This window comes from Methylocystis rosea SV97 (genome assembly GCF_000372845.1).
Lineage (GTDB): Bacteria > Pseudomonadota > Alphaproteobacteria > Rhizobiales > Beijerinckiaceae > Methylocystis > Methylocystis rosea.
In genome coordinates, this window is record NZ_KB889963.1 from 119,559 (window position 1) to 134,591 (window position 15,033).

The following is a 15,033-nucleotide window of genomic DNA, read 5'->3' on the forward strand; positions in this document are numbered from 1 at the left end:
GCCGCGACTCGCTCATTGCGATGGATTACGCAAAAACACGACATAGCCGCGAAAATATGGGTGACGCGCCAGCGTTTCCGGCGGCGACCAGACGGCGCCCTCCGCGAGGCCGAGCCGGAAAGGCGTATGGACACGTCCGACGCGCGCCAGGTAATCGTCGATATGGTCGACGGTGGCGCGGCCGCGATAGGTCTGAAACACGACCTCGTCGACGCTCCGACCGAGTCTGTCAATGTCTTCCGGCGTGGCCTGAGAGGCCCAGTCCATCAGGCCGCTAACGCCGAGCGCGCAATCCGCCGGCAATGTCTGGCGTAGCTCTGCAAGGAAGGCCGCGTATGTGGTCAGGCCACGCGTCGCGGCGTCAAAGTCGATCTGAACGCCGATGACCTTGTCCGACTTGGCGCGCCACTCGGCAAGCCGACGCTTGACCGCGGCAAAAATCGCGGGCGTCCAGTCGATGCTGCGCACGCGATAGACCAGCCATAATGCTTGCGGATGAGGGCTCGGCTCGGTGGCGCCCTGCGCCTTTACGCGCATCTCGCCTGAATCATCGGGTCCGATCTCGGCCTGAAGCAGATAGATGGTCTTGGCGGAAACGAGTTCGGGACGCGCGCGCACGCCGGCCCATAGCCAATAGGCGTCGTAATCCGCCGCGCGCACAATCGTGTCGGCCGCCGCTGTCCAAATGACGCCAACAGCGAGAAGACAGGCGGCGGCGACACGCCGCAACATCGTCACCAGTAAAATCTCAGGCTTTTCGCCCATGTCGTCGCGCCATATTGCGCCTTGAGCTGGTCATACCAGGCTTTGCGCTGCGCCTTCTCGACGTCCTTGCCGCCGCAAGTGTTGTTGTTCGCCGGCGCGTAGCAATTGATCGCGCGGTAGAGCGCATAAGCCCGGTCGCGCGCAGGCGTCGCGGGCGAGCCGATGAGCTTCTTATAGACCTCGCCACGCGCATAGGGTTCGCCGGGAAATATGGATTTGCCGCCGCCAAGTTCGTCGGGCGCCGGCCGGGACGCCTCAAAGCCATCGAGACTGTTCATGCGGATAAAGTCGCCAAAGCACAACATGGCGTGCGGGTCCTGAGGATTGGCGGCGAGTTCGCCGACAATCGACTTGAGGTCTGGACAAGCGTAGCCCTTGTCGGCGCCGCCGCTCCACAGCAAGACGCTGGATTGGTAATTGGGATATTGCCCGGGCCGTGCGGTGTCGGCGTCGTCCTTCGCCAGTCCCTCCGCAGAATAATCCCGAAGGAAGCCCGCATACTGGCCGTGCGTCGCCTCTTTGAGAAGAAGCACGAAGCGCGCAAGCTTGCGCTCCTCAGCCGAGTCCGGGTCCGCGACGGCCATCCGCAGCAGGATCGGACCTGCAACATATCGCAGCAGCATCGAACGAATCCGCGGCGACGACAGTTGCGTGTCCTTCAAGAAGACTTTGTTGACCTCTCCGGAGCGTTCCCAGCTCAGCGCGAGGCCGAGTTCGACCACCTCTTTCTGCCAGGGCTGCGTAGCGAGCGGCAGCAGCCGCCTCCAGTGGTCGATCGCCGCCGCATACTGCCCCGACGCCATCAGCGCCTGACCGCGAAGAACTTCGCGGCTGAAACCGAGATAGGGGGGCGACAACGGCCCGGGCGTCGCATCGCCCAACAACTTCAATGCCGTCGCATAGTTCCCGTCGACATAGTAGGCGCCCGCCGCCTTCAGAAAGGCGAACAGCGCCTCATGGCCCACGAAGTCTCGCGCCTGCGCGTCGAGATCGGCCGCCGAGAACTTCTTCTGCGACGCATCGGTGGGCCGCATCATCGTCAAATCGTCGATCGCGAGAAGATTTGCGTCATGAACATCTTTTGAGTCGAGACCGAGTTTCGAGTCGATTTCAGCGGCGAGATCCGAACTGCGCAGATTGGCGTCCGGATCGCGCGCATGCCTCAGCTGCCACGCATACTCAGTCGCGGCCTGAGACCGGTCGCCAGCGAGCCAATAGACGCGACGTAACAGGCCGCGCGCCGACGCAACGTAGCGACCGTGCGGATAGTCGGCGAGATAGGATTTGAATTCGGATTCCGCCGCTTTCAGCGATTCGCGATCCGACACTTTTGGCTCGGGCGCGCCATCCAATTCGGCGAACGCGCCGACCGACGCCTTGTTCAGAAGCGTGCGGGCGATCATGTAGCGTGCGCTCTCGCGCACCCACACATTCTGCGCTTTCGCGAGGCTGCGAAAAGCTGTGAGCGCAGCGTCGAATGCGCCGCCGTAAAACGACTCCGCGCCGGCAAGATAAGCGGCGAATTCGCGCGCGGCCGCCGATGCGTCGGCACCCGCGACATAAGCCTTTGAGGCGGTGGGCGCCGCATCCTTTCCCTGGCAGGCCGTCGTTAGTTCCTTGCGTGAACGGATGAGCGCAGCGCGCTCAGCTTCGCTTAGAGCCTTTTCGGCCTGCACAGCCTGAATAAAGGCGTCCTCGCCGCTTTGAGCAGAGACGCATCGCGTGCCCTCGTCAAAGAAGTCGCTCGGCGTCGTCGTCACGTCTTTGACGGGCCGGCCCGCATAATCGCAGGAGTTTCGCGCGAAGGCGTCGTTAAAAGCGTCACGCGCGAAAAGCACGAAATAGTCGGGATAGATGTCGAGTTTCACCTCGTCCTTTCGCGCGTCGACGGGCCAAGGCCGCGCATCCATCATCAGGAACTGCGCGTTGACGCGGCTGTCATTGCCCGGACTGAGGAACGGCAAATTGTCGCGATTGGAAAAGTCCTTGTGATCCAGCTTCCATCCGGCGCGGCCGAGACCATCGCCGGCGCAAGCGAACGCCTGGCTCGCGGAACACAGCAGCATGAGCGATGCGAGAGTCGAAAAAAGCTGGCGCATGGCGGTTCCCTGAACGTGGCCGGCAAGCTGCGTCAGACGGCTTCCTACCGGATCGCGCGCGTCTGTTGAAAATAAATCAAGACGAATTTTGACGCTTCAAAAATAGGGCGAGGGTGGCGTCACGCCGTCCCTCGCCCCTTATATGCCCCGCTCTTTGGCGGGCTGCGGCTTACGCCGCCATCGCGTTGGCCTTTTCGATCAGCGCCTCGGCCATACGGATCGAGGCGATGTCGATCAGGCGGCCGTCGAGAGAAACGGCGCCCTTGCCTTCCTTGGCGGCCTGGGTCATCGCGTCGAGAATGCGGCGCGCCTTCGTGACCTCGGCGTCGGACGGCGTGAAGACCTGATTGGCGAGTTCGATCTGCGAGGGATGGATGGCCCACTTGCCCTCATAGCCGAGCACCGCGGCGCGCTTGGCGGCGGCGATATAGCCGTCCGGATCGCCGAAGTCGCCGAAGGGACCGTCGATCGGACGCAGGCCGTAAGCGCGGCACGCGACCATCATGCGCGTCTGCGCCGCATGCCACTGATCGGCCCAGTAATATTCGCGATTGCCGCTCTCGTCCTTGTCGGTCAGCACGCCGTAATCAGGATTGACGCCGCCGATGACGGTGGTGCGGGCGCGGGTTGACGCCGCATAGTCGGCGACGCCGAAGGACATCGCCTCAAGGCGCTTGGACGACTGCGCGATGGCTTCGACATTGGCCATGCCGAGCGCGGTCTCGATCAGGATTTCGATGCCGATTTTCTTGGTGCGCTTCTTGTACTGCTCGATCTGCGTGATCATCATGTCGATCGCGTAGACGTCGGCCGGAACCCCGACCTTCGGGATCAGCACGATGTCGAGACGCGGGCAGTTCTCAAGAACGTCGACGACGTCGCGATAGCAGTACTGCGTGTCGAGACCGTTGATGCGCAGCGTCATCACCTTCTTGCCCCAGTCGATATCGTTGAGGCCCTGGATGATGTTCTTACGCGCCTGTTCCTTGTCGTCGGGTGCGACGGCGTCTTCGAGATCCAAAAAGATCTGATCGGCCTTTGACTGCGCGGCCTTCTCGAACATGCCCGGCGCTGAGCCTGGCACGGCGAGTTCCGAACGATGCAGACGCGGCGTGGCCTGCTCGATTAAAGTGAAGCTCATATTTTTTCCCCTTCCTGTTGAATTAGCCTGTGGCCCCGAGGCCGGCGGCGACGCAGCTGATCGAGAGCAGCAGAGGCACTTTAACGGCCTCTTTTTCCGCTTCGTCTTGAGCCTCGCGGAACCGGCGAAGCAGCGCCACCTGCTCGCGATTGACCTCGTTGATGGTCTGCAGGCGATGCGAAAGCCTCGCCTGATATTCCTTGAAGCGCTCCGCCAGTTCGACGCCGCCGGTGACGCGCAAGGCCATCTCGCGCGTCAGTGCAAATTCCTCTTCGATCGCCTTGAAGATTTTTGTTCGCACGGCTTCGTCAGCGACAAGACCCGCATACTGCTTGGCGATCGAGAGATCGACGAGCGCGAGCGTCTTCTCGACCTCGTCGATAATGAGCCGGAACATGCGCGAATCTTCGAACATCCGGCGCAAGAGTTCGAAACCGCGGTCGCCGCGCACGTCAACGAAATTCTTCAGACCGGATCCGACGCCGTACCAGCCGGTGATCGAATGGCGGTTCTGCGCCCAGGCGAAGACCCAGGGGATCGCACGCAAATCCGCCAGGCTTTTGGCGCCGAAGCGACGCGCCGGCCGCGACCCGATGTTGAGCAGCGAAATCTCTTCAAGTGGGCTTGCAGCCTGAAAGTAAGCGACAAGATCGGGATCGCCGATAAATTTGGCGTATGCGGCGAAAGAGGCGCCGGAAATCTCCTCGAGCGCCTCGTCGAACTCCGCGTGCGGCGCCAGCGCTTCCTCGCGTTCGGACTTCAGCGCATGCTGGAACACAGAGGACGCCAAAAGCTCCATCTGATAGGCCGCAGTCCCGCGATTGGCGTATTTGAACGAGACGACCTCGCCCTGTTCGGTGACGCGAAAACGGCCGCGAATAGAGCCCGCCGGCTGCGCCGCGATGGCATGGCCGGTCGGCGCGCCGCCGCGCGACACTGAGCCTCCGCGCCCATGGAAGAAGGCGATGGCGACGCCCTGCTCGCGTCCGACCTGACTGAGGCGGGCCTGCGCTTTGAACAGCTCCCAATTGGACGACAGAAAGCCGCCGTCCTTGTTGGAGTCGGAATAGCCGATCATCACCTCTTGCAGATTGCCCTGCCAGCGCGTCGAGCGGCGCACCACCGGAACCTGCAAGAGATCGCGCATGATCGCCGGCGCGGCGCGCAGATCGCCGATCGTCTCGAAGAGCGGCACGATCGGCAGCGTGAGGATCTCGACGCCGGGTTCGTCGAGAAAAAGCCCCGCCTCCTTGGCGAGTAGATACACGCCGAGGACGTCGACCGCCGAACGCGTCATCGACAATATAAATCCGCCGAAGGCTTCCCGATCGAGTTGCGTCCGCATCTCGGCGACCACCTCGAACATTTCGATGACGTCGCGCGTATCGGCGGAAAGCTTGTCGCGCGAGAGAGGCGTCGTCCGCGGCTTTGCAAGCTCGGCGAGCAGCCATTCGCGCCATTCGGGAGCATCGAGGTCGGGCGGCGCCTCGCCGCCGGTCTTCAGGCGCCACAGCTCCTCGAGCGCCTGCGTCGTGCGCGTCGTGTTCTGGCGGATGTCGAGGCGCACCGTGCTGAAGCGGAAAGTTTCCACCGCGCGGCGCAACGGACGCACGAGATCCGTCGCGAGCGCGTCGCTCTTGGCTTCATTGAGCGCCTTTTCAAGCGCCAGCAGGTCGGCGATGAGTTCGTCGGCGCTCGCATAGCGCGGACCTGTCGCCGGTTCGGCGTTCACGGCGCGCAGCGTCTGGTCGAGCTTGCGCAGAATCGTCATCACGAACTGCCGGTAGGGCTCATTTTGATTGCGCGCTTCGATCGCTGCGCCGTCCGGCAGCGCGCCGAGGCGTTCAGCCAACTCCTCGCGGAAAGACTGAGGGATATCGGCGGCGCGCTGGCTGATCGACAGCATGCGCGCGAGATCGACGAAGCGGGTACGGTAATAATTCAAACTCGCCGCAGCGTTTTCGCGCATGGTGCGGCGGGTGACGTCGTTCGTCACGAACGGATTGCCGTCGCGGTCGCCGCCGATCCAGGACCCGAACTGGAAGAAAGGCGCGACCTCGAATGTTTCATTGGGATAGTGGCGTCGCAGCGCGCGTTCGCAGGATGACAGAAGCTCCGGCGCAAGATCGAAAATGCTCTCGTGGAAGAAGTGCTGGCCCCAGGCGACTTCCTGGTCGACCGTGGGCTTTTCGAGATGCAGTTCGCCAGTGAGCCACAGAAGTTCGATCTGATCATAGATCGACTTCACCAGCGCTTCGCGCTCGCGGTCCGTCCAACGGGTCGATTCGAGTTCGCGCATCAGCAGATAGATGCGGCGATACTTTTCGAGGATCGAGACGCGCTTCGCCTCGGTCGGATGGGCGGTGATCACCGGCCTGATGCGCAGCGACTGCAATTGCGCGCGTATTTCGTCGGGAGCGACGCCCGAGGCCGCGGCGCTCGACAAGACGTAATCGAATGTGCCGAGCAGCTTGTCGTGGCCCTTTTCGCGCTCGATCCGGCGGCGTCGGCGCATGGCGTACGCCTGCTCCGCAATAGACACGAGCTGAAACAGGATGCCCTGCGCCTGAAGCGCGCGCGCCATCTGACGCGGCTCCAGACCGGCGCCCGCCTTTGAGTCGCGCACGACGGCCTCGATCTCCGGCGTGTGACGGCGAATCACGGTGAGCAATTGCTCGCGCAGGAAGTCGGAAGCTTCGGTGACCGAGCGAGTCGCGTAAGCAGACGGCAGGCCGGTCGAAGACAGGCTCTTAAATGTCTGGGTCTCGGCGGTCATCAAAACTCCTTAGGCGCTCACGACGCCGCGCAGGATGAACGGCTTCGCGAAATACGGCCTGACAGCGGCGCGCGACGGCGCCGACGCCGATGCAGCATTCCTCAAGCGCTCTGCAATACCTTGGCGACAGTCGTTCCGAATTCCGCCGGGCTCGGCGCGACCGTGAGCCCGTAAGACTTCATGATCTCGGTTTTTTCCGCAGCGCTGTCGCCCGTCGCCGAAATGATGGCGCCGGCATGGCCCATGCGGCGGCCCTTGGGCGCCGTGAGGCCGGCGACAAAGCCGATCACCGGCTTGGAGAAATTCTCCTTGATCCAGGCGGAGGCTTCGGCCTCCTGCGGACCGCCGATTTCGCCGATGATGAGCACGGCCTGGGTCTCGGGATCTTTGTCGAACAGCACCAGATGGTCGAGGAACGACGAGCCGTTGATCGGATCGCCGCCGATGCCGACCGAGGTCGATATGCCGAGGCCGAGCGCCTTCAACTGCGACGCCGCTTCATAGCCAAGCGTGCCGGAGCGCGAGATCAGCCCCACCGGACCCTGCTTGTAAATGTGGCCAGGCATGATGCCGAGCATCGCCTTGCCCGGCGAAATAATGCCGGCGCAGTTCGGGCCGACCAGCATCGGCCTGCGATCCTTCGGAAAGCGCAGGAAGTAGCGCTTCACGCGCATCATGTCCTGCGCCGGAATGCCGTCGGTGATCGAGCAGATCAGGCGGACGCCGGCGTCGGCGGCCTCCATGATCGCGTCGGCGCAAAAAGCCGGCGCGACGAAGGTGATCGACGCCTGCGCGCCGGTTTCGCGCACCGCGTCGCGGACGGTGTTGAACACCGGCACGCCGTGGTGAGTCTTACCGCCCTTTCCGGGCGTGACGCCGGCGACGACATTGCTGCCGTAGTCGATCATCTCCTTGGTGTGGAAACTGCCCTTGTCGCCAGTGATGCCCTGGACCAGGATCGGCGTCTTTTCGTCAATGAGAATGCTCATGTGTCGTTCTCCGGCGCTTACTTGGCGCCCTGATAGGCGGCGACAGCCTTCTCGGCGGCTTCGGCCAGCGTGTCGGCCTGGATGATCGGAATGCCGCTTTCGGCGATGATCTTCTTGCCCGCTTCGACATTGGTGCCGGCGAGGCGCACGACGAGCGGAACGCCCTCGATCTTCTCGGCGCGCACGGCGTCAACGACGCCCTGCGCCACCCAGTCGCAACGATTGATGCCGGCGAAGATGTTGACGAGCACGACTTTCACGCGTCGATCCGACAGAACGAGACGGAACGCGGTCGCGACGCGCTCCGGCGAAGCGCCGCCGCCGACGTCGAGGAAGTTCGCCGGATTGCCGCCGGCGTGCTTGATCATGTCCATCGTCGCCATGGCGAGTCCGGCGCCATTGACGATGCAGCCGATCTCGCCGTCGAGACCGATGTAATTCAGGCTGTGCTCCGACGCCTGCGCCTCGCGCGGATCGCTCTGCGAGGGGTCGTTCATGTCGACGATATTGTGACGGCGGAACAGCGCATTGTCGTCGAAGGACATCTTCGCGTCGAGCGCCAGCACCTTATCGTCCTTGGTGACGACGAGCGGATTGATCTCGAGCATGGTCGCGTCATTGTCGCGGAAAGCGCGATAGGCGCCCATGATCGTCTTCACCGCGCGCGAGACCTGCTTGATATTGAGGCCGAGCTGAAAGGCGAGTTCGCGCGCCTGAAACTGCTGCAGGCCGACGGCGGGCTCGACGATGACCTGGAGCAGTTCGTCAGGGGTGTTCTTGGCGATCTCTTCGATATCCATGCCGCCGTGCTTCGAAGCGATGACGCGCACGCGCTCCAATTTGCGGTCGAGAACATAGCCGAGATAAATCTCGCGCTCGAAAGGATCGGCGACTTCGACATAGACGCGCTGCACCGGCTTGCCTTCCGGCCCGGTCTGCGACGTGACGAGCCGTTTGCCGAGCAGATCGCGCGCCGCCTGCTGCACTTCATGATAGGTGCGGCAGAGCTTGACGCCGCCCGCCTTGCCGCGCGCGCCGGCGTGGATCTGCGCCTTGACGACCCAATGCGAGCCGCCAAGCTCCGTCGCGGCATAGACCGCCTGGTCCGGGCTGAAAGCGACGGTGCCGGGCGGAACTTCGACGCCGTGGCTCGCCAGTATTTCCTTGGCCTGATACTCGTGGACGTCCATTTCAGTCCTCTCCTCGCATTGCGGCGCGGCTTCCTCAGCCGCCTATTTTGGCTTTGACCGTCTCATAGACCGCTTCCGTTTCGGCCGCGGCCTTGGCGAGAAGCGCATTGACTTCGGCAAGCTGCTGCTCGGCGAAGCCGCGATCCTTGATCGCCTTGGCGTTGATGAAGACATTGAGCGCGCAGCTACGCAGCCCGGCGTTGGCGGCGAGCACCGCGACTCCGGCGTCGCTGATGACGTTGAGGTTGCCCTTGTCGGCGGCCTCTTTCGACAGGCTGATGACGTCATAGCAGATTTTGCACGTCTTCAGCGGCGCCAGCGTCGCTTCCTTCAGCGCCGACTGAATCGTCTCCGAGCGCTTCGCCTTCTCCTCATCGGTGCCGCGCGGCAGGCCATAGGCGCCCATCAGCGTGTTGAAGGCGACGACGTCTTCATCGACGCCCGCGGTCAGCTCGGCGCGCAGCGTTTCAGCCTTGGCGAGAGTCTGCTGCAGATCGGCTGAAACGGCTTCGTAATTCTTTTTGCCGATGGTGAGATTGCACACCATCGAAACGAGCGCCGCGCCCATGGCGCCCGAGAGCGCCGCCGCGCCGCCGCCGCCGGGAGTCGGCGCATCGCTGGCGAGTTCGTCGAGGAATTTTCCAATCGTATCGGTCTTGGCGCTCATATCTTTCCTCGGTCAGGCGAGCTCTTTGGCTTGCGCATAAATGTTTTCGCAGTCGAACACCTGGTCGGCGGCGTCAAACAGCTTGCCGACGCATTCGCGATGCAACTTGAGCTTGAGCCCGCCCAGTCCCAGCGCGCCGATGACGATCTTGCCGTGGCGCTCCTTGGCCTTGTCGGTCGCCTCGACCCCCCCGACCCCGAGCGGCGGCTGCGCATTGCAGTCGGCGATGAGTTCGATTGTGGGATCGTTCTGCCAATCCGTCTCGTCGAGCAGCGGGACGCCGATGGCGCCTGCCGCAAAGACGATCTGAGCGCCCTTGACCGCCTGAGCGCGCGCCGCGTTGTCCGCGGCTTCGATCGCCGCGGGCGTGAAGCCGAAGCGCTCCTGAATGGCTTTGGCGGCCGCCTCGGCGCGCGCCTTCTGACGCGAGGTGATGGCGACTTCGGCGCCTTCGATGTTGAGCATCGCCGCAGCGCGCATGCCGACAGGGCCGGTGCCGGCGAGAACGACAGCTTTCTTGCCCTTAAGCGAACTCGCCTTGGCGAGCAGCGCCACGCCGGCCGCGGCGGTCGTGTTCGATCCGTTCGAATCGAGCATCGCCGACACGCGGAAATTCGAGAAGAAACGCTTCTTCACCGCTTTGAATACGGCTTCGCCGGCCGTCATGTCGCCGCCGCCGACGAAGATCGCCGTATATTGCTTCTCTTTCGGACCACGCGTGTAGATGCAGCCGTCGACCAGCGCCCCGACGTTTTCGCGCGTCACGCCGCCATAGCCGATGATGCGGTCGGCGCCGCCGTCATAGCCGACCACCGTGTCGAAAACGCTCGGAACCGGATCGGTATCAAAAAGGAAAAGCAGTTTTTTGGTCATTGGAACTCGAACCTTTCACTGATCCCCTCGCCAACCCTCCCCCGCGCTAGAGGGAGCAGACTCGGCCATCGACGCGCATTCGCGCAACCTCGGGCGTTGGTCCCCTCTCCCGCTTGCGGGGGAGGGTGGCGCGAAGCGCCGGGAGGGGGCGTAAGCCTCACGCCGTCACGAGGTTGCGCGGGCTGCCGGCGACAAAGGCGTCGATGTTGTCGACGAGTTGGTCGGCCAGCACCTGCATCGCCTCTTTCGAGGCCCAGGCGACATGCGGCGTGATGATGAGATTGGGAATCGTCGGATCGAGCAGGATGTTGCCGTTCTTGGGCGGCTCGACCGTCAGCACGTCGAAGCCGGCGCCGCCAATGATTCCCTTACGCAGCGCGTCGGCGAGCGCCGCCTCGTCGACGATGCCGCCGCGCGCCGTATTGATGATGCAGGCTGACTTCTTCATCGACGCAAGCTCCTTCGCGCCGATCATGTTCTTGGTCTCTGGCGTCAGCGGCAAGTTGAGCGTGACGACATCCGCCTCGCGCAAAACGGTCGCGACATCGACCTTGTTCGGCACGTCCGCGACGTCGTTGATCAGCACTTTCATGCCGAGCGCGGCAGCGCGCTTTTCGATTTCTCTACCGAGAGCGCCATAGCCGATAATGCCAAGCGTAGAGCCGGCGATGTCGTAGATCGGATAATCGAAGTAGCAGAACTGATTGGCTTCGCCCCAGCGCCCCTGCCGAACGGAATTATAGTAGTTCACCAAATTGCGCCGCAGCGCGAAGAGCAGCGCGAACACATGCTCGGGCAGCGTATTGAACGCGTAGTTGCGAATGTTGGAGACGACGATCCCGTTGCCGCTCGTATAGGCCTTGTCGATGACGTCCGTGCCGGTCGCGGCGACGGCGATGAGCTTGAGGTCGGGAAGCTGCTTCAATGTCGCTTCGCGCAGCGGCACCTTATTGGTGATGCAGATCGTCGCGCCCTTCAGGCGTTCAACGATCTGGTCGGGCGCGGTCTGGGCGTATTCCGTGTATTCGTGAGGAAAATTCGGCTTGCGCACATTGGCGTCGAGCGTTTCCCGATCGAGAAAGACGATTTTGTGCGACATGTCCTGGTATCCCCCTCTTTCTCAATTCTTTTTTTTGCAGTCGTGCATCGGGCTCAGGCGGTCGGAAGGCTCCGACCGCCGGTCGCCGATTTACATCTTGAGCAGCGGATTGGCGCGATAGACCGCCTGCGCGGCCGCAGCGCCTGAACCCGGAGTCACGGGGATCCCGACGTCACACATGGCCATCTCCGCGCCGCCAATGGCGCCGAGCAGCATCAGCTCGTTGAGGTCGCCGAGATGGCCGATGCGGAACACCTTGCCCGCGACTTCGGACAGACCGGCGCCGAGCGCGAGATTGTAGCGCTTGTAGGCGATCTCGATGACCTTGGCGGCGTCAAAGCCCTCCGGCACGACGATCGCCGTGACGGTGTCGGAGTTCCACTTCGGCTCCTTGGCGCAGCACTTGAGGCCCCACGCGGAGACAGCCGCGCGAACGCCCTCGGCGAGATGATGGTGCCGCTTGTAGACCTGATCGAGGCCCTCTTCGAACAGGATCGAGAGCGATTCCTTGAGGCCATAGAGCAGCGGCACGGAGGGCGTATAAGGGAAATAGCCGTTCGCGTTCTGGGCGATCATGTCCTGGAATTCGAAATAAGCACGGCGGCCCTTGTTGGACTTGCCGGCGGCGATCGCCTTCTGGCTCGCCGCCATCAGCAGCAGGCCGGCCGGCAGCATGAAGCCCTTCTGCGAGCCCGACACGATCACGTCGACGCCCCACTCGTCCATTTTGAACTCGAGCGACGCGACCGAAGACACGCCGTCGACGAAGAGCAGCGCCGGGTGCTTGGCGTTGTCCATCGCGCGGCGCACCGCGGCGATGTCGGAGGTGACGCCCGTCGCCGTCTCGTTATGCGTGGCGAGAACAGCCTTGATTTCGTGATTCTTGTCGGCCTTCAGCGTCTCTTCGATCAGCTCCGGATCATTGCCGGTGCCCCACTCGCGCTCCTGCACGACGACGTCCAGGCCCTGACGCTTACAAAGATCGATCCACAGATGGGAGAACTGGCCGAAGCGCTGCGCCAGAACCTTGTCGCCCGGCGACAGCGTGTTGGTGATCGCGGCCTCCCAGCCACCGGTGCCCGACGCCGGGAAAATGAAGGCGTGGCCCTTTTCAGTGCCGAAGATCTTCTTCAGGCCGGGGAAGAGCGGCTTGACGAGATCGGGGAACGTCGGCGAGCGATGGTCTTCGGACGCGACCGACATGGCGCGCACGATGCGGTCGGGAAGATTGGTCGGGCCCGGCACAAACAGGAAGTTCTTGCCGGGAATTCTGGAATTCAACATTTCTCAAGCTCCTTTCGAGCGGCGGGTTTCAGAATCGCGCGGCGTCGATGACGCCGTGAACGCGCTAGAACAGGCCGGCGATGCGGCCGGAATCGTCGACGTAGATGTTGTTGGCGGCAGGGACCTTCGGCAGTCCCGGCATCGTCATGATGTCGCCGCACACCACCACGATGAACTCGGCGCCTGCGGAGAGACGCAATTCGCGGATCGGGATCGTGAAGGCCGAAGGCGCGCCTTTGGCGTTCGCATCCGTCGAGAAGCTGTATTGCGTCTTGGCGATGCAGACCGGGAAGTTGCCGAAGCCTTCCTTCTCCAGCTCGGCGAAGCGCGCCTTGATGGTCGAATCATAAGAGATATCGGCGGCGCCGTAGAGCTCCTTGGCGATCGTGCGCACCTTCTCGGCAAGCGGCATGTCGTCCGGATAGAGCGGCTTGAAGTTCGAGGGCTGCGTCTCGATGGTGTTGACGACCGCCCTGGCGAGATCCGCCGCGCCGGCGCCGCCGGAGCCCCAGTTGTCGGCGACGACGCATTCGACGCCTTCCGCCTTGCAGAGCTTGTCGAGCGCCGCCATTTCGGCCGCGGTGTCGGACGAGAACTTGTTGATCGAGACGAGCACCGGGACGCCGAATTTGCGGACATTGCCGATATGGCGCTTCAGATTCTCGAAGCCCTTCTCGACCGCGGCGACATTCTCGGCCTTCAGATCGTCCTTGGCGACGCCGCCATGCATCTTGAGCGCGCGGATCGTCGCGACGATCACCGTGATGTCGGGCTTGAGACCCGCCTTGCGGCACTTGATGTCGAAGAACTTCTCCGCGCCGAGATCGGCGCCGAAGCCCGCCTCCGTCACGACATAGTCGGCGAGCTTCAGGCCGGCCTTCGTCGCGATCACCGAATTGCAGCCATGCGCGATATTGGCGAAAGGCCCGCCGTGGATGATCGCCGGGTTGTTCTCTAACGTCTGCACGAGATTGGGCGCGATCGCGTCCTTGAGCAGCGCGGCCATGGAGCCCGCCGCCTTCACTTCCGAGGCGCGCACGCTCTTTTTGTCACGGGTCTGAGCGATAACAATGTCGCCGAGCCGCCGCTGCAGATCGGCGAAGTCCGAAGCCAGGCAGAAGATCGCCATCACTTCCGAAGCGACGGTGATGTCGAATCCATCCTCGCGGGCGAAGCCGTTCGAGACTCCGCCGAGAGACGACACGATCGAGCGCAGTGCGCGGTCGTTCATGTCGACGACGCGCCGCCATGCAACGCGGCGCGAGTCGATCTTGGGCTCGCCGCCCCAATAGATGTGATTGTCGATCAGCGCCGCGAGCAGATTGTTCGCTGCGCCGATGGCGTGGAAGTCGCCGGTGAAGTGGAGGTTGATGTCCTCCATCGGCACGACCTGCGCATAGCCGCCGCCGGCGGCGCCGCCCTTGACGCCGAAACAGGGACCGAGCGAGGGCTCACGCAGACAGCACAGCGCCTTTTTGCCGATGTGATTGAGGCCGTCGGTGAGGCCGACGGTCGTCGTCGTCTTGCCTTCGCCGGCGGGCGTCGGCGTGATCGCCGTGACGAGGATCAGCTTGCCGTCGGCCTGGCTGTCGAGCGAGGAGATGTAGTCGAGGGAGATCTTGCCCTTGTAGTGGCCGTAGGGCTGCACATGTTCGGCCGGGATGCCGAGCTTGTCGCGCGCGACGTCGATAATCGGCAGCATCTTGGCGGCCTGCGAAATCTCGATGTCGGACTTCGGCGCAAGATGCTGATTGTCCTTTCCGCTCGCGCCCGGCGCGGCGGCTGACCGTTCTGACATGCAGTCCACTCCCTATCAGGCCTGCGTCGCACAAGCCCACAATTCGTTTTTTTCGGTCGTCGAGAACCGAGCGTCGGCGCCGCCGATCCCGCTCCCGGCCGACCGGGCTGAAATCCTGCCGATGCAGGCTGCAGCCTTTTTTGCGACCGTAGTTTTCTCCAATTCACGCATCAAGGCCCGCGGTTCGCCGCAACGAGCCGACGCGCGCATGAATCCGCTTACTGAAATTTCATTGGCGGACACCTCGTATGACGGGAATCAAAATTGATCGTCAAGCCGGCAGAGCCGCAAGCGGCGTGACGACGTCACGGGCGCCGCGATGCGGCTCCCGCTCGCGCGACACACCCGCGAG

The 15,033-nt window shown here is 63.2% G+C and carries 11 protein-coding genes; all 11 read right to left on the minus strand.

Features of this window, described 5'->3' with window-relative positions; genetic code table 11:
- Positions 1-12: 12 nt before the first annotated feature.
- The 11 genes from A3OO_RS0100565 to A3OO_RS0100620 all read right to left on the minus strand — a co-directional run bounded on the left by A3OO_RS0100565 (position 13) and on the right by A3OO_RS0100620 (position 14,681).
- Positions 13-765, minus strand: a complete 753-nt coding sequence (locus tag A3OO_RS0100565) for a DUF3142 domain-containing protein (RefSeq protein WP_018405884.1) — start codon at positions 763-765, stop codon at positions 13-15.
- Positions 735-2,864, minus strand: coding sequence for a PA5441 family protein (locus tag A3OO_RS0100570; RefSeq protein ID WP_018405885.1), 2,130 nt, complete (start codon positions 2,862-2,864; stop codon positions 735-737). Before A3OO_RS0100570 ends, A3OO_RS0100565 begins: the two co-directional genes overlap by 31 nt.
- Positions 2,865-3,033: 169 nt before the next feature.
- The gene (locus tag A3OO_RS0100575; protein WP_018405886.1) at positions 3,034-4,005 is read right to left on the minus strand and encodes an HpcH/HpaI aldolase/citrate lyase family protein; all 972 of its coding nucleotides are present in this window, start codon (positions 4,003-4,005) and stop codon (positions 3,034-3,036) included.
- 22 nt (positions 4,006-4,027) lie between these two features.
- Positions 4,028-6,781, minus strand: coding sequence for a phosphoenolpyruvate carboxylase (locus tag A3OO_RS0100580; RefSeq protein WP_018405887.1), 2,754 nt, complete (start codon positions 6,779-6,781; stop codon positions 4,028-4,030).
- A gap of 101 nt (positions 6,782-6,882) precedes the next feature.
- Positions 6,883-7,770, minus strand: coding sequence for a succinate--CoA ligase subunit alpha (gene sucD, locus A3OO_RS0100590; protein WP_018405888.1), 888 nt, complete (start codon positions 7,768-7,770; stop codon positions 6,883-6,885).
- A 17-nt stretch (positions 7,771-7,787) separates the two neighbouring features.
- Positions 7,788-8,960, minus strand: coding sequence for a malate--CoA ligase subunit beta (locus A3OO_RS0100595; RefSeq protein WP_018405889.1), 1,173 nt, complete (start codon positions 8,958-8,960; stop codon positions 7,788-7,790).
- 34 nt (positions 8,961-8,994) lie between these two features.
- The gene (gene fchA, locus A3OO_RS0100600) at positions 8,995-9,627 is read right to left on the minus strand and encodes a methenyltetrahydrofolate cyclohydrolase (RefSeq protein ID WP_018405890.1); all 633 of its coding nucleotides are present in this window, start codon (positions 9,625-9,627) and stop codon (positions 8,995-8,997) included.
- A 12-nt stretch (positions 9,628-9,639) separates the two neighbouring features.
- Positions 9,640-10,500 (minus strand): NAD(P)-dependent methylenetetrahydromethanopterin dehydrogenase, encoded by an 861-nt coding sequence (locus A3OO_RS0100605; RefSeq protein WP_018405891.1) that lies wholly within the window; start codon positions 10,498-10,500, stop codon positions 9,640-9,642.
- 157 nt (positions 10,501-10,657) lie between these two features.
- The gene (locus tag A3OO_RS0100610) at positions 10,658-11,599 is read right to left on the minus strand and encodes a D-2-hydroxyacid dehydrogenase (protein WP_018405892.1); all 942 of its coding nucleotides are present in this window, start codon (positions 11,597-11,599) and stop codon (positions 10,658-10,660) included.
- 90 nt (positions 11,600-11,689) lie between these two features.
- Positions 11,690-12,883, minus strand: a complete 1,194-nt coding sequence (locus A3OO_RS0100615; protein ID WP_018405893.1) for an aminotransferase class V-fold PLP-dependent enzyme — start codon at positions 12,881-12,883, stop codon at positions 11,690-11,692.
- 64 nt (positions 12,884-12,947) lie between these two features.
- Entirely contained in the window at positions 12,948-14,681 is a 1,734-nt protein-coding gene (locus tag A3OO_RS0100620; protein WP_018405894.1) for a formate--tetrahydrofolate ligase, read from the minus strand.
- Positions 14,682-15,033: the final 352 nt, after the last annotated feature.

Excerpts from the sequence above, each read along its gene's own strand:
- A3OO_RS0100575 (WP_018405886.1), bottom strand. The coding sequence starts at position 4,005 with ATGAGCTTCACTTTAATCGAGCAGGCCACGCCGCGTCTGCATCGTTCG.
- A3OO_RS0100605 (WP_018405891.1), bottom strand. The coding sequence starts at position 10,500 with ATGACCAAAAAACTGCTTTTCCTTTTTGATACCGATCCGGTTCCGAGC.
- A3OO_RS0100570 (WP_018405885.1), bottom strand. The coding sequence starts at position 2,864 with ATGCGCCAGCTTTTTTCGACTCTCGCATCGCTCATGCTGCTGTGTTCC.
- A3OO_RS0100615 (WP_018405893.1), bottom strand. The coding sequence starts at position 12,883 with ATGTTGAATTCCAGAATTCCCGGCAAGAACTTCCTGTTTGTGCCGGGC.
- A3OO_RS0100610 (WP_018405892.1), bottom strand. The coding sequence starts at position 11,599 with ATGTCGCACAAAATCGTCTTTCTCGATCGGGAAACGCTCGACGCCAAT.
- A3OO_RS0100620 (WP_018405894.1), bottom strand. The coding sequence starts at position 14,681 with ATGTCAGAACGGTCAGCCGCCGCGCCGGGCGCGAGCGGAAAGGACAAT.
- A3OO_RS0100595 (WP_018405889.1), bottom strand. The coding sequence starts at position 8,960 with ATGGACGTCCACGAGTATCAGGCCAAGGAAATACTGGCGAGCCACGGC.
- A3OO_RS0100565 (WP_018405884.1), bottom strand. The coding sequence starts at position 765 with ATGGGCGAAAAGCCTGAGATTTTACTGGTGACGATGTTGCGGCGTGTC.
- fchA (WP_018405890.1), bottom strand. The coding sequence starts at position 9,627 with ATGAGCGCCAAGACCGATACGATTGGAAAATTCCTCGACGAACTCGCC.
- A3OO_RS0100580 (WP_018405887.1), bottom strand. The coding sequence starts at position 6,781 with ATGACCGCCGAGACCCAGACATTTAAGAGCCTGTCTTCGACCGGCCTG.
- sucD (WP_018405888.1), bottom strand. The coding sequence starts at position 7,770 with ATGAGCATTCTCATTGACGAAAAGACGCCGATCCTGGTCCAGGGCATC.